The organism is Streptomyces sp. NPDC004561 (assembly GCF_053602155.1).
The window spans coordinates 43,036-57,066 of record NZ_JBSGDB010000006.1 but is presented as its reverse complement, the minus strand read 5'-3'; the positions used below and the strand labels follow the sequence as shown (position 1 = coordinate 57,066).

General features: G+C 68.6%; 13 protein-coding genes and 2 pseudogenes. 8 read left to right on the top strand and 7 right to left on the bottom strand.

Features of this window, described 5'->3' with window-relative positions; genetic code table 11:
- Positions 1 to 101: pseudogene (locus tag ACWEN3_RS01760) on the bottom strand (aldehyde dehydrogenase family protein); the annotation flags it as partial.
- Between the two features lie 42 nt (positions 102 to 143).
- Positions 144 to 872 (bottom strand): annotated as a pseudogene (locus ACWEN3_RS01755) (dienelactone hydrolase family protein).
- 263 nt (positions 873 to 1,135) lie between these two features.
- Between ACWEN3_RS01755 and ACWEN3_RS01750 the strand changes: the two are divergent.
- On the top strand, positions 1,136 to 1,564 hold the full coding sequence (locus ACWEN3_RS01750; RefSeq protein WP_452964306.1) for a hypothetical protein: 429 nt from the start codon (positions 1,136 to 1,138) through the stop codon (positions 1,562 to 1,564).
- Positions 1,565 to 2,258: 694 nt separating this feature from the next.
- On the opposite strand, the gene ACWEN3_RS01745 is transcribed toward ACWEN3_RS01750, so the two are convergent.
- Both ACWEN3_RS01745 and ACWEN3_RS01740 read right to left on the bottom strand, forming a co-directional pair.
- Positions 2,259 to 3,104 carry an alpha/beta fold hydrolase gene (locus ACWEN3_RS01745; RefSeq protein ID WP_452964304.1) on the bottom strand — a complete coding sequence of 282 codons (846 nt, stop codon included), beginning with the start codon at positions 3,102 to 3,104 and terminating at the stop codon, positions 2,259 to 2,261.
- A gap of 268 nt (positions 3,105 to 3,372) precedes the next feature.
- Positions 3,373 to 4,251: a GlxA family transcriptional regulator gene (locus ACWEN3_RS01740; RefSeq protein ID WP_452964302.1), complete on the bottom strand. Its 879-nt coding sequence runs from the start codon at positions 4,249 to 4,251 to the stop codon at positions 3,373 to 3,375.
- Between the two features lie 537 nt (positions 4,252 to 4,788).
- On the opposite strand from ACWEN3_RS01740, the gene ACWEN3_RS01735 reads away from it, so the two are divergent.
- The 3 genes from ACWEN3_RS01735 (at position 4,789) to ACWEN3_RS01725 (ending at position 7,934) form a co-directional block, all read left to right on the top strand.
- The gene (locus ACWEN3_RS01735) at positions 4,789 to 5,568 is read left to right on the top strand and encodes an MFS transporter (protein ID WP_452964299.1); all 780 of its coding nucleotides are present in this window, start codon (positions 4,789 to 4,791) and stop codon (positions 5,566 to 5,568) included.
- Positions 5,520 to 6,200 (top strand): hypothetical protein, encoded by a 681-nt coding sequence (locus ACWEN3_RS01730; protein ID WP_452964298.1) that lies wholly within the window; start codon positions 5,520 to 5,522, stop codon positions 6,198 to 6,200. The genes ACWEN3_RS01735 and ACWEN3_RS01730 overlap by 49 nt, the downstream gene beginning before the upstream one ends.
- Positions 6,201 to 6,419: 219 nt before the next feature.
- On the top strand, positions 6,420 to 7,934 hold the full coding sequence (locus ACWEN3_RS01725; RefSeq protein ID WP_452964295.1) for a DUF1254 domain-containing protein: 1,515 nt from the start codon (positions 6,420 to 6,422) through the stop codon (positions 7,932 to 7,934).
- 228 nt (positions 7,935 to 8,162) lie between these two features.
- On the opposite strand, the gene ACWEN3_RS01720 is transcribed toward ACWEN3_RS01725, so the two are convergent.
- Positions 8,163 to 8,918 carry a GntR family transcriptional regulator gene (locus tag ACWEN3_RS01720; RefSeq protein WP_452964293.1) on the bottom strand — a complete coding sequence of 252 codons (756 nt, stop codon included), beginning with the start codon at positions 8,916 to 8,918 and terminating at the stop codon, positions 8,163 to 8,165.
- Positions 8,919 to 9,229: 311 nt separating this feature from the next.
- Between ACWEN3_RS01720 and ACWEN3_RS01715 the strand changes: the two genes are divergently transcribed.
- Genes ACWEN3_RS01715 through ACWEN3_RS01705 form a run of 3 tightly spaced genes read left to right on the top strand, consistent with a single transcriptional unit; the run spans position 9,230 to position 9,722 of the window.
- Positions 9,230 to 9,418, top strand: a complete 189-nt coding sequence (locus ACWEN3_RS01715) for a hypothetical protein (RefSeq protein WP_452964291.1) — start codon at positions 9,230 to 9,232, stop codon at positions 9,416 to 9,418.
- Positions 9,415 to 9,537, top strand: coding sequence for a hypothetical protein (locus ACWEN3_RS01710; protein ID WP_452964288.1), 123 nt, complete (start codon positions 9,415 to 9,417; stop codon positions 9,535 to 9,537). The genes ACWEN3_RS01715 and ACWEN3_RS01710 overlap by 4 nt, the downstream gene beginning before the upstream one ends.
- Complete coding sequence (locus ACWEN3_RS01705) at positions 9,534 to 9,722, top strand: hypothetical protein (RefSeq protein WP_452964285.1); 189 nt, start codon at positions 9,534 to 9,536, stop codon at positions 9,720 to 9,722. The genes ACWEN3_RS01710 and ACWEN3_RS01705 overlap by 4 nt, the downstream gene beginning before the upstream one ends.
- Positions 9,723 to 9,822: 100 nt before the next feature.
- Here the strand turns inward: ACWEN3_RS01705 and ACWEN3_RS01700 are convergent, their stop codons facing one another.
- Positions 9,823 to 10,314 carry a CBS domain-containing protein gene (locus ACWEN3_RS01700; RefSeq protein WP_452964283.1) on the bottom strand — a complete coding sequence of 164 codons (492 nt, stop codon included), beginning with the start codon at positions 10,312 to 10,314 and terminating at the stop codon, positions 9,823 to 9,825.
- Between the two features lie 284 nt (positions 10,315 to 10,598).
- On the opposite strand from ACWEN3_RS01700, the gene ACWEN3_RS01695 reads away from it, so the two are divergent.
- Positions 10,599 to 13,286, top strand: coding sequence for a bifunctional acetate--CoA ligase family protein/GNAT family N-acetyltransferase (locus tag ACWEN3_RS01695; RefSeq protein WP_452964280.1), 2,688 nt, complete (start codon positions 10,599 to 10,601; stop codon positions 13,284 to 13,286).
- On the opposite strand, the gene ACWEN3_RS01690 is transcribed toward ACWEN3_RS01695, so the two are convergent.
- Positions 13,213 to 13,632 (bottom strand): hypothetical protein, encoded by a 420-nt coding sequence (locus ACWEN3_RS01690; RefSeq protein ID WP_452964315.1) that lies wholly within the window; start codon positions 13,630 to 13,632, stop codon positions 13,213 to 13,215. The two genes, ACWEN3_RS01695 and ACWEN3_RS01690, sit on opposite strands and share 74 nt — an antisense overlap.
- Between the last annotated feature and the right edge of the window lie 399 nt (positions 13,633 to 14,031).

Below are 14,031 nucleotides of genomic sequence, written 5' to 3'. Positions count from 1 at the left end.
AGCAGCGCCTCGTCCAGGTCCCCGGCCCGGTACAGCGTGGCCACCGGCCCGAACGCCTCCTCCCGGTGGATGCGCATCTCCCGGGTGATCCCGGCAGGCACAAACTGCCGGTCAACGCCCCGGGGGACGATGGGTTGAAAAGATCAGGCGAGGTGCCGGGCGAAGAACCTTACGGTGCTGTCGAGCTCGAATGCCGGGACGTCACCGTGCTGGCCCGGGTTGGCGTGCAGAGTCTTGTCTGCCGAAGCCAGGGCATCGAACAGAGCCAGACTCTGATCCCGTGGCACACGTTCATCGTCCCACTGCACCAGGAACTCGACAGGGACGGTGATCCGGGCAGCGTCCTCGCCCTTCGCCATGACACCGCCAAGGCCCAACACAGCGGCCCGGACACGAGGTTCGTCGGCCACGAACGGCACACCGAGACCACATCTCAGCGAAACCCCCCAGTAGCCCACCGGGCCGACGCCGACATTTTCGAGCTGCTAAACCGCGCCCACCTCTTGCCACTCTGGAACGGTCTGGCGGGCCACCATCGCCTGGAAGCCCGCGATCAGTGGGGCAAGGGATTCCCTGGCTTCCACACGTGCCTGGTTCTCAGCCGCGATCCAGTTGTACTCCTCGTCCATCGGCCGATCCCCATGACCAGGTACATCGACCGCCACGACGGCGAAACCGCAGTCGGTCACGAAACGACGCGCCAGATGCACGACGTCGGGAGCCTTCTTGTGCTGGCCACCGCCATATCCCATCACGATGAGGGGACGCGAGCCAGCAGTACCCTCCGGCGTCCACAACACGCCGGGGACCTCGCCAAGTGTGAAGAGCTGTTCGCAAACGCCGTCGGACGACGTCTCAGAGCTGAAACGCACAGCAATTCAAGCCTTCCGGGATGCTTTCCGCGGGCACTCGCTAGACCAAGCAAGAGAGGGAGCCCCGACCTGTCATGGCGTTGATCGGTCTCACCTCCTCAGTTCACAACGGCGCAGGAGACACTGAAGCTATAACGCCAGTCTTCAGCTACCCACTAATGGCGAGCATCCACTCACCCTGCACCACGCATTGTTGCCCCGAACGGCAGAGTCACCGATTGTGCAGAGTTGCGATCATGAAGGCACCATGAACCACTCATAACATGATCAGACACGCGATGCGCGCGCTCTGCGCCGCCACCCTCGTGGCCGCTCCTCTCTTCCTGACCGCGACGCCTGCAGAGGCCCTGACCTCATGTACGGTCAACGGTCGCCTCGTGTCCGGTACGACCGTCAATGGCACTCCCGGCCCCGACTACATCAGCTGCGGCGCCCTTGCCATGGGCGATAGCGTCAACGGCTTGGGTGGGAGCGACTACATCGTCATCAACGGCGTCGTTGCCGGCACCGTCGACGGCGGCGACGGCGGCGACTCCATCACGGCCAACGCCGGTACCACGGCGACCGGCCGGATCCTCGGCGGCGCCGACGGCGACTTCATCTCCGTCGGCCCGAACGCCGGCACCGTCGACGGCGGACCCGGGGCGGACTTCTGCCGGGTCACTTCCGGCAATCCTCCCATCAACTGCTGACAAGCAGCCCCAGGAATTGAAGGTGGCCCCCCGTCCGGGGTGGCTGTCGGGCCATCCAGTCACGCACCGGCGCACGGACAGACCCCGCCTGGACAGGCAGCACTTTTCCTCGGTGCGTGATGCGACCGCTGGACGTAGCGAAGGCATCGGGACATGCTTCCAGCATTTCCCGACGTTGAGGTTCTCCTGGACGACGGCTGTCTCGGGCTCAGGTGTGATCACCCAGACCAGGCGATCACACCTCCGAGCAAGCCTCTCCCTGGGGCGCTTCCAGGCAGGCTCGAACAGTGGGAACGTGGTCGCCACTCCTAGCCCGCTATCACGCACGACGAGCGTCAGGATGCAGCCATCGGGGCTTGTTGCCGCTCGGCATGCTGTGCCCGGAGCACCACAAGGCGGTGGGGGCCGCCGCCGGACAGGTCCTCGTCGAGCTCGCCGACCGGGAGATGCGCGCGGAGCGATCCGCGCATGAGGGTGGTCCTGTCCGGTGGGCGGCCCGGCCTGCCGGCCACGGCCAGGATGCACCGGCATACGCCGAGGCCCGCCCCTCTGCTGTCCGACGGACCGGCAGACGGCGAGCGGCATGCCGCCGGATGACTGGCGCAGCGAGTATCACCTCGGTGGCCTACGCCTTCCACTTGCGTGCAGTGGGCGGTCTCGTCGGCCGGTGGCCGTAGGCGGTGCGGCCGAGCTGTCATGGGCGTACTACCGGCTCCCCTGGTGGACCGGGGCGTTCGCGACCGCCGTGGCCTTGTCCGGCTCCTCGCGCGTCGAGCCACTCGGCGATGGTCGAAGCGATGGGGACACCGTCGTCCTCCAGCATCATGCTGTGGCCGACGCCGGGCACCAGCAGCGGGCGCACGCCGTAGAGGTCAGCGATGCGACGGGCGTCGTGCACGGGCGTGCGGTCTTCCTGCGGGCCGACGACCAGAACAGGGCAGTGGACGGCTCTGGTGTCGACGCGGACGCTCCCGTCGCTGTACGCGTTGACGACAGCGGGGGACTCCGGGCTCACACGCGCCATGACTGCGTCCATGGCGGCCTCGGTGATGTGGTGGAACCACCGTTCGCGAATCTGATCCCGGCTGTAGACGACCGGCTCGTCCGGCGCAAACACCGTTGTCCGCATCGCGCCGAGCTGGCCTGGTCCCACGGACGAGACCAGGACGAGGGCTTCGGGTGTCATCCGCTCGGCCACCATTTGCGCGAGCAGTCCCCCCATGCTGTGCCCGAGCAGTACGGGTCGTGGAGCCAGGCGGTCCACCACGCGCAGCACCTCGCGCACGTAGTCCATGATGGTCAAGGACACAAACGCCGGCCTCGGCAGAACACGGGAGCCTGTGTGGTTCGGCAGGGACAGTGCCAGGGCGGTCCAGCCCGAGCGGGCGAAGACCGGGATCCAGCGCTCGAAGACCCACCAGCCCTGCTGAGCGCCATGAACCATGACGATGTACCCCCGCTGCCGTACACGCACGTCACGCGCTTCGCGTACCAGCAACCCGTCGACCTCATGGTTGACCCACTGCAGCTCAGACGGCATCCGCCAGCGTACCTCCGAGGTGCCGGATACACAGGTGGACCCGCTGACGCGCACTTCCCTGGTGCTCAGCGGCGTTGGGAAGCGCCGACTGGTGACCGCGTAGGCAGGTGCGGCTGTGGAATGGTCCAGCCGCAGTAACCCGGCACCGCAGGCGCCCGCCAGAGGGGGAGCGCCATGTGATCCCACGGGTCCGCCTTGTCGTGCGGACCTTCGTCCAGCTGCGTTCGGAGCGTTGGGGTGCCGAAGGCTGTTCCGCCAGCGTCGTCTGTCAGGAGGGCCGGGAGCTCAGGCGGCGAACCATACGGGCGTCCTCGAAACCGACTTCTCGGGCTGCGGACTCGGCCGTAGCGCCGTGGCTGATGAGGTGTTCGACTCGCTCGAGGCGCAGCGTCTGCTGATAGCGCAGGGGGGTGAGGCCGCGGGTGGCCTTGGTGAACTGGCGGGTGAGAGTGCAGGCGCTGACACCCGCGTGGGCGGCCAGTCGGGCGAGAGGGAGGGGCTCGGTGTAGCGGGTGTCGATCAAATCCTGGACGCGGTGCACAGTGTCGTTGACGTGGCTCCGGTGGCGGAGCATGGCGCTGGCCTGGGGCTCGTTGCCGTTGCGGCGCGCGTAGATCACCATTTCCCGAGCTGCTTGGGCGGCGAGGGCGGGGCCGTGGCGGACGGCCAGCAGGTGCAGGGCCAGGTCGATGCCGCTGGCGATACCCGCCGAGGTGACGACCCGGTCGTCCGTGGTGAAAAGGACGTCGCGGACCACGGTCGCCCGCGGGTAGCAGGCGGCGAGCTCGTCCTGGAGCTGATGATGCGTGGTGCAGCGGCGGCCGTTGAGCAGACCGGCCTGTCCCAGGGCCTCCGCTCCGGCACAGACGCTGGCGACGGTGCCGGAGCCGGCATGGTGTGCGCGCAGCCGCTCGGTGGTGGCGGGGCCGAGGCGGGGTGCGCCCCTCAGGGCGGGCGCTCTCCATCCCGGGACCACGACAAAATCGTTCCGGCTCAGCTCCGGCCAGTCCGTCCGGGCATTCAGCACGAGGCCCTGAGCACTGGAGACCAGGGCCTGCTCCGCGATGTAGTCGAGCGCGTACGGCTCCCCGAAGGCCGCCGCTGCGGAGACGCGATCGCTGTACGTCGGTCGCCCGCGGTCGGACACGCGGATACAACTCGACCCGATTGGCCAAAGATTGATCCTTCTGATGGTGGATCGGGGGAGTCGTCTCGTCGAGCGCGTCGAGGCACAGTTGCACGCGCCGTGCCGCAAGGTCGTCGGTAATGAGTTGCAATGCGTGGGTGGCGCTCGGACCTGCAGAGAAGATCCGTCCAAGACGTTGCCGGCGGATCGCCTGCCCGGGTGCCGTGCGATGACTTCGCCTGCGAGCCAGCCGTAGAGCCCCATGATCTGCAGGTTTCGATAGGACGGTCGGCCGCGCTGTGGCAAACGAGTCGAGATGATTCCGACCGCCTCGGCGGGTCGGCCGGCCTCTCCGCAAGGTGCGAAGCACCCCTCAATGCCGGGCAGTCCGCATTGTCGGGCCGCGGGCGTGCGGTGACGATCCTGCTCGGGGTGCGCGCAAGCCCGCCTGAGCCGAAAGCAGGGCTTCTGCACGCATCGCCCGTGGAAACCCGACGCCACATGGTGGCCGGGTTACTGTCGACTGGCATGCAACGCGGGCGCACGGGAGGTATTGCGGTGTCGACTGCAGCGTCACGCCCCGTCTCGTCGCCCGTGCCGATCATCCTAGCCCTAGCCCTCGCCTTCACAGTCACAGTCGTCGACCCCCTGGTGCTCAACCTGAACATGCCAGAGGTAAGCCGGGCCCTCCGTGTGCCGCCACAGGTGGTTGGTCTGCTGGGGGGAGCGGCGACGCTTGTGATGGCCGCCTCCGTCCTCGCCGCGGGCAGGCTCGGGGACGCCTTCGGGCTCAAGCGACTGCTGATGCTGGGGCTTGCCGTCGTCACGGTTGTCGACCTGCTCTCCATGCTGTCCCCCGGCTACGGCTTTCTGCTGACGATGCGGCTTCTGGCGGGGTTGGGGATGACGGCGCTGCTGGGAGTGCCGCTGGCCCTGCTGAAGTCGTCGGTGGCACCGGAGAAGCGGCCAGTGGCCATCGGTGTCCTGATGGCCGTCGACGTGATCCTATGTGGGCTGATCCCCTCCTTCACGGGGTGGGCGGTGGCGGCTGTCGGCTGGCGGTTGATGTTCTTGATCGCCCCTCTGCTGTGCCTGGTTTCGCTCTTGTTGACCGCCCGGTACGTCCCGGAGTCCCCCCTCCGGCAGGGCCATCGTCTCGACACGCCGGGTCTCGCCCTGATCGGACTGACCCTGCTGGCCCTTGTCATCGGACTCGCTGCGGCGCAGAACGGCGTCTTCCGACCCGAGACCTGGGTGCCGCTGGCAATCGGCGCTGCTGCCGCCGTACGATGTCCCCTGAGGCCATCGGCCTCCTGTACCTGCCCGGCACGCTGCTGATCGCCGGTTCCGTGATCCTCGCCGGGCACCTGGTCGGGAAGTGCACCCCGCGGCCGGTCATGGTCACCGGCCTGCTGGTGATGGCGGCCAGCGGCCTGCTGACGGCTGGCACCGCCAGTCCCGCCATGGCGTCGTGGCTACTCGTGCTCGCCACATGGCTGTGCAACCTCGGGTCGGTGGTCACGTCGGCCTCGGTGTCCGAGACGGTGCTCTCCCAGGCACAGCCCGGGCATTCCGGCACGGTGGCCTCCGTGCAGATGGCCTTCGCGGTGACCGGCGCCGCGATCGGCCCCACCGTCTACCTTCTGCTTCTCAACCGCTTCTTCCAGCAACAGTGGCTGGCCGACGCGAAGACGCGCGGGCTGACGGTGGCCCGTGCCACACAGGCCGTGGGTGCAGTGCGCAGCGGGATGGCGGAGAGCCCGGGTGCCAGCGTGTACGACCCGAACCTGCTCCGGCAGGCTTCGGGTCTGAACCTCGGGCTGGACTTCGCCGACGGACTGCGACTCACCATGCTGACCGTGAGCATCCTGCCGCTCGTTGTGGCAGCGGGGGCCCTCCTGCTGATGCCCCGTCGCACGGAGCGTCGAAAGGCTCGCTCGGACCACGAACAATCCCCCGACTCACCGTGATCACTTGTTGTTCGGCCGCAAGGCGGCACTCGTCGCGGTTCACTGCATGGCGGTAGGGACTCCAACCTTCATCTGCGCCTTCCGCTGCCCAGATAGCCACCGACGTGCCTCCAGGTGCGGCGATCAGGACGGCGGAGGAGGATGGCTGAAGGGGGAAGGCAGCAGGCCCGGGGTCTTGGGCCCGCTGGAGAACTCTCTCGCAGGCAAAGTGGTGCCGACATGTCCGAGTCATCGACGACGCACTCTGCATGGCGTATGCCGCGTGAGGCGGTGGGCGCAGCCTTCACGGCGGCGCGGACGGCCGGCCGTGCGATCACCCACCCCAAGGGCGCCTTCGAGCGTGCCCGCCATCTGCCGGAGGTGCTGCCCGCGCTACGCCAGGCGGTGGGCCCGATACTGACCGGGCGGGTGGACGACTGGCGGGGTGAATACGCCTACACCCTCGGCGAGCAAGCGTTCGTGTACGGGTTCCCGTACATCTACAACGCCCAGCTCAGGTACGACTGGGTGACACAACCACGCAACCCCGCGACGGTCCCGTACGCGGCGGTCAACCACTTCTGGCACGCGCAGCGGCTACTGGACGCGACATATCGTGACGGTGGCTGCCCAAGCAACGACACACTGTACTCGGCAGCCTGGGTGAATCTCAGCGGGGAGCCGATCGTCCTTTCCCATCCGGACATGGGCGGCCGGTACTTCACCTTCGAGCTGGTCGGGGTCACTTCCGACAACTTCGGCTACGTCGGGCAGCGCACCACCGGTTCTCGGGCGGCTCACTTCGCCCTCATCGGCCCCGACTGGGACGGTGAACTTCCCGCTGGTGTGCAGCCTACGAACAGGGCTCCCAGTCCCTGGGTTCTTGTCCTCGGCCGAACCCTGGTCGATGGCCCGGAAGATGTGTCCAGCGTCCGTGAGCTGCAGGAGCAATACCAGCTCACCCCGCTCGGGCTGTTCGGCACCCCAGCTGCGGAAGTCCCTGAGAGCCGTGACGTACTCAAACCGCTGCGGGCCGATGAGGATCCGCTCGGGCCGTGGAAGACCTTGAACGCCATGCTCACCGAGAATCCTCCGCCGTCCCACCACGGCGTGCTCCTCAAGCAGTTCGCGGAGATCGGCGTAGGCCCCGGACTGGATGTCGAGGCGCAGACCGACGCGATCAAGCGGAGTCTGATGCGAGCAGCCACGGTTGGCATGTTGATGCTGAAACGGCAAAGCCTCAGCGGTGACTGGGCTCATCTCGTCAACGGCTGGCGCTACCCACCGGCGCAGATGGGACGTTTCGGCGACGACTTCCTCAAGCGGGCCGCCGACCAGTCACTGCTGGGTGTCGCGGCTAACGACCCTGCCGAAGCGGTCTACCTGATCAACTTCGATGACGCGGACGGCAACGCGCTGTCGCCCGATGGACGCTACGCCCTGCGCTTCGACAGGGACGGGCTGCCTCCGGTGGACGCCTTCTGGTCTGTGACCCCGTATGGGCAGGACATGAACCTCATTCCCAACCCAGCCGGCCGCTACTCGGTGGGTGACCGCACCGCGGGCCTTGTGAAAGACGGTGACGGTGGATTGACCATTCACCTGCAGCGGGAGTCGCCGGGCGAGGACCGCCAGGCCAACTGGCTGCCCACGGCCGCAGATGCCGCCTGGTTCGTGGTTCTGCGGATGTACCGTCCACGCTCCGAGGTGCTGGACGCGACCTGGGAATGCCCCCCGCTGACCCGCGTCGGCTGATCATGCCGTTTCAAGACCCGCTCGCCAGCATGTAAACGTTCTGGAGCTCGTGCCGGGCGAGCTACCGTCGGCCAAGGCCCGTTCCGGTGGTCCGAACCCCGCCCCGCGGCCATGGAGGGTCAGGCGCGACCTGACGGAACGGGCCGACACGTGGCGTGGCCCAGAACCTCGCGACCTGTAGACGGTGACCGCATCGTACGCCGCGGTTTGCCGAATCGTCGGTACCGATCAGCCCTTGAGGGGGATGTCGAACTCCACCACGGTGGTATCCCCGCGCCTCACGATCGGTGAGGCCACCTCCACGACCCGGCCACCCTGGGCGATGTGGCGCCTCACGTATCTGAGCACGGGCACACCAGAGCCGATCTTCAGGGTCTTGGCCTCGCGCTCTGTCGGCATGCCGCAGGTGAAGGACTCCCTGATCAGGGTCACCTGGATTCCCAGGGTGGCCATCTGGGCCACGGTGCCGCCCGGCCAGGGCTCGTGAATCGGGTCCGCCACCGGGGTCCCCTCCACGTCGCTCCAGCGCACGTACGAGGTGCTCATCTGGTGGGGCTGATCGTTGTCGAAGAAGACGAAGTGACGGGCCAACAGGGGCTCACCCACCTCGCATTCGAAGAGGGACGCCAGTTCCGGAGTGGCCTCCACCCGCTCGAACTTCTTGTCCAAGCGGTACTCGCTCCAGCCGATCTGCTGGTCCCGGGTGAAGGGGGTCGAGGGGACACCCAACTTGTTGCGGTACCGGTCCGAGGTCAGCCGGTGGATCGGGGGCCTCTCCCGGACCCGGGTCCCGGCACGAGCCCTGGTCTCGATCAGCCCCTCGTTCCGCAGGAGCGCGAGGGCGTTGCGGATCGTCGTCTCGGAGACCTGGTACCGCTCGGCGAGGGCCGGAAGCGTCGGGATCTGATCACCGATCCGGTACTCGCCGGAGTTGATGCGGTTCCGCAGGTCGGCAGCGATGCGTAGGTATCCCGGCCGTTCCATGCCCCACCACCGTTTCGAGTGATCGCTTCCAATCTGCGCACACATATTGCCCGTCGGAGCTTGACCAGCGCCAACCCCGCCCGCCAATCTGTGCAACAGATAATAGCTATCTGATACACAGAAAGCTGCGAAACCGGGGGACAAGTATGTCTGAATCGGGACAGACATGGCGTCGAGAATTTAAGGCGCATCCGGCTGAGGCTCGCCAGGTTCGAGAGTGGGTCGACACCCGCCTAGGCCTTCCGGATGCCCCGCAGGTCGCCAACGAGCTGTTCGTCTCAGTGCTGGCGAGTGGGACCGAGACGGTTCTGATGACCCTCTCCACGGCAGGCTCGCGGGCCCAGGTGACGGCGGTCGGCTCGGTCGAGCTGAAGCTCCACCACGGCCACGGTCCCGGCTTCTTCATCGTGCGCGGCCTCTCAACCCTCTCCGGCCTGAACAACGACGGACGGGGGCTGTGGGCCCAGCTCGACTCCAAGACCGAGAGGACGGAGCAGTGACAGACGAGTACTGGGAGGCCTACAAGGCCGTCTACGACCACGCCGTGGAGTGCCCGGACTGCCCGGGGAACTGTGCCGAGGGAGCCGCTCTGCGCAAGGCCTTGAGGGAGGCACGATGACGAAGTGCATCCACGGGAACCACGACTTCCCGATCGAGGACGCGACCGGCGCCTACTGCCCAGAGCACGGCGTGACCCTGCTGTGGAATCCGCCGCACTTCAATTGGGACGACCTGCTCTCGGAGCCGGGTCGGCCTCGTGGCACCCAGGAGCCCTCCCCTGACGACTCGCCCTCGGGCTCGTGAGGAGTGCCGGAGACGGCAGCGCCGTCCCCTGGCTGAGCGACCGGACCGACGAGCAGGAGCACGACTCGGCTCCGGCCCGGGCAGCCCCTGTAGTGGTCCGTCAGGGGATGACGATTCCGCCTCCCCGCGCCGGATGCTGCGGCGGCAGCCCGTGCAGGGTGCCCCTGGGGCAGCCCTGGACGACCGGTTCCGCCCGGCCGTTCAGACCGGCGGCGGAGGCGACGTAGTCCTGGGCCGCGAGCAGGCCGACCAGTCGTCCACGCAGGTCGGTGACCGGCAGGGCGTCGAGATGCTCGGCCGTCATGACGGCCGCGGCCCGCAGGACGGAGTCCTCTGGGTGAACGCTCGCCGTTCGGCGCGCATGAACAAGCTCGCGCACCCTTCGCCGGGACAAGCTCGAGGCGCTTGCGCCGCAGACGACCGCGAGTTCCGCGCGGTCCAGGAGTCCGGCGCAAGTGCCGTCCCCGCGCACCACGGGCAGGTGACGCTGCTCCGACCTCTCCATGACCTCCCAGGCGATCAGCACGCTCTCGTCCTCGCTGATCGAGTACGGGGCGGTCTCCATCAGGCTCCGCACCGTGGGCTGGTTCACGGTTGCCTCCCTTGTGCTGGGCGCCAGCGACAGGGCTGTGGGTGGTCCAGGGGTTTGTGCACATGACGCTCTGGCGGCGCCGGCGAAGTACGCCGTACTCACTCACCGTCCCTGGACAGACGCGCTCCGTCATGGGCCGGACGGGCTCACCACGGGACCGGTTGCCGCTCGCCCGATCAATGTGGCGGGGCCACTCGGCCCTCGGTGCTGCCCGGTCAGCCCCTGGCCGGCCCAGTTGGACCGGCCGGACGCTGAAGGCCCAGCGTCTCGAAGGAGATCTCGCGATGACCGGCATCCAGGAGGCTCCCGTCCACGCCCTGCTGACCGACGGCACGACAGTACGGATACGGCGGGCCGGCCCGGCCGACCGCGAAGCGGTTCTGCGGCTGTACGAGGAGATGTCACCGGAGAACCTTCGGCTTCGCTTCTTCTCCGTAAGCCCGGCCTCCGCTCGGCGGGCGGCGGACCGCGTGGCGGCAGGAAATCGCACCGGATACCGCGCGCTCGCTGCCGAGGTCGGCGGACGGCTGGTGGGCCTGGCCGAGTACGAGGTACTTCCCGGCACCCACACCGCCGACGTCTCGCTCGCCGTCGCCGACGACTGGCACCACCAGGGCGTCGGCACGCTGCTGCTGGAGCATGCGGCCGACGCCGCCCGCGGCGCCGGCGTCACCGCGTTCAGAGCCGACGCCCTGGCCGAGAACCACGAGGTGCTCAAGGTGTTCCATGACCTGGGTCTGCGCGTCACCCGCGACTTCGAAGGCCCGGAAGTCAGCTGCACCGTTCAACTCACCGAAGACGAGACGTATTTGAGTGCTGTCGAGACCCGGGCGCTCGTCGCCGATGTCGTCAGCCTTCGGTCCCTGCTGCGCCCGCGGGCCGTCGTGGTGATCGGTGCGGGCCGCACGCCTGGGTCGGTCGGACGCGCGATTCTGCGCAACATCCAGAACGGTTCCTTCAACGGGCGGCTGTCCGCCGTGCATCCGGAGGCCGACACGATCGCCACGGTGCGGGCCTACCGGTCCGTTGCCGACCTCCCCCAGGTACCGGACCTCGCGGTCATAGCCGTCCCGGCCGGGGCGGTCCCCGGAGTGGCTGGGGAATGCGGCAAGAAAGGGGTGCACTCCCTGCTCGTGGTCTCGGCAGGCCTGGACACCCACCAGTCCGCCGCCCTGATCGACGTGTGCCGGCGCCACGGGATGCGACTGGTCGGCCCCAACTGCCTGGGGCTGGCCAACACCGAGGCCGGCATCCGCCTCGACGCCACCTTCGCCGCACACCACCCCGGGGCCGGCACCGCCGGGGTGGCCGTGCAGTCCGGCGGAGTGGGCATCGCGCTGCTGGACGGGCTGGCCCGGCTAGGCCTCGGCGTCTCCACGTTCGTCTCGCTCGGCGACAAGTACGACGTCAGCGGCAACGACATGCTCCAGTGGTGGGAGAGCGACGGGCAGACCGATCTGGCGCTGCTGCACCTGGAGTCCTTCGGCAATCCCCGTGCTTTCTCCCGCACCGCGCGTCGTGTCGCCCGCAGGATGCCCGTTCTGACCGTGGAGGCCGGCCGCTCGGCGGCCGGACGGCGGGCCGCCGCCTCGCACAGCGCGGCCGCGGCCACCCCGGCCATGACCCGGCAGGCCCTGTTCACCCAGGCGGGCATCACCGCCACCCGTACGATCGGCGAACTCCTCGACACCGCGGCCCTGCTGCATTCCCAACCGCTGCCCGCTGGTACGAAGGTCGCCGTGGTCAGCAACGCGGGCGGAGTGGCGGTTCTGGCCGCCGACGCCTGCGCCGACGCCGGACTCGTCGTGCCGCCGCTCCCCGCGGATCTGGTGGACGAGCTCCTCGATCTGCTGCCCGGCGGCGCCACCGTCACCAACCCCGTGGACGTCACAGCCACCGTGGGAGAGGAACAACTGCGAGCGTGTATCGATCTGCTGGCCCGGCACAGTGCCGTCGATGCCGTCCTCGTGGCTCTGGTCCCGACGGCGGTCGCCGCGGCGACGGGCGAGGACCTGAGGCGTGCCTTGACCGGCGCGCGGCTGCCTCTGGCGCGGCCCGTGGTGGCGGTGCTGCCGGCGCAGTCGCCCCGGGTCGCACTGCTGCCGACTGTCGATGAAGGCAGCGTGCCCGCGTATTCCGACGCCGAGGACGCCGCCCGCGCCCTGGCCCGTGCCGCCACCCGCGCCCGCTGGCTGAGCAGGCCTGCCGGCGTCGTACCGGAATTGCCGGACGTGGAGACCGGGCGGGCGCGCGAACTGGCCGCCGCCTTCCTCGATGCCGATCCGGAGGGCGGCTGGCTGGATCCACAGACGACCGCCGCGCTCCTCGGTTGCTACCGCATTCCCCAGATCCCCTGGGTCTGGGCACGGGACGAGAACGAGGCGGTCGCCGCAGCCGACCGGCTGAAAGGCCCCGACGGGCGCGTCGTCATGAAGGCATACTGGCCGGGGCTCGTGCACAAGAGCGAGCAGCACGCCGTGCACCTCGATCTGCGGAACGTCACCCAGATCAAGGCCGCCCACCGGGATCTCGTCAGCCGGTTCGGCGACCGGATGACGGGCGTGGTGGTCCAACCGCTCGCAGAACGCGGTACCGAGCTGTTCGCCGGCGTGGTGCAGGACGAGGTCTTCGGGCCGCTCGTCGTCTTCGGGCTCGGCGGCACGGCGACCGAGCTGCTCGCCGACCACGCCGCGCGACTCGCCCCACTGACCGACCTCGATGTGCACGACCTGCTCGCCTCCCCGCGCTGCTCCCCCCTGTTGTTCGGTTACGCCGGCTCCCCCGCCACCGATGTCGACCGCCTGGCACAGCTCCTGCATCGCCTGTCCCGCATGGCCTCGGACCTCCCTCAGCTGGCGGAGGCCGACCTCAACCCCGTCCTGGCCGGGCCGCACGGCGTCACCAGCCTCGACGCGCGGGTACGGCTCGTCCCCCGCCGTTCCCACGATCCCTACCTTCGTCGACTGCGCTGACCGCAGCACGCCCGCGGCCGCCTGCACTCAGCGGACGAGTACGTGCTCCCCGGAACGGGGTACGACCGCCGTCCAGCCCGGTCGGCGGTCGATGCGGTCGCGGAGTGCGGCCGGACTTCTCTGCCCATGCCGACGCCGGTCGCATCATCACGTCCGCGACGGTGGCACGCACGGGTACCTGCTCGCCGAACTTCCTCAGGTGGTGCAGGTCGCGTCCGCCGGTGGCCATGCCCGAAGCCGAGACAATGGTCGCCGAGCCGCTGCAGCGGCTGATGTGGATGCGTTCCTGCACGGTACGCGTAGCGAGGAAGGTCTCGGGACTGAGCGCGGCCTTGGCCTCCGCGATGACGTCCAGCGCGGCCGGCGCCATGGGAGTGTCCGCGCATACGGGTACGGACGCCGCGATGCGGCCCGCCCTGGTCGAGGAGTTTGAGGGTGCGGTCCACGTCGGAGCCGTCGTACAGCGGCTGTGCGGGCCGATGCTTGGGCCAACCGTGTTGGTTGCCGACTGGGCGGCCTCCATCTGCAGCCTGGCACTGTCGCGCGGCACGATCGCCGCAGTGGTCCAGGTGGGCGTGTGTGATGGCGACGGCTTCGATGTCGTCAGCGTCGCACGGCTGCGCCGGTTGCGTCGCCGTAGATCGGCGAGATCCTGGAAGAGGCCGCAGTCGAGGAAGGTATCAGGGACTATCGGCTCTGGTGGAGCGGCGATTCCGGTGGTGTGCTGGTAGTGGCGGGAAGGACC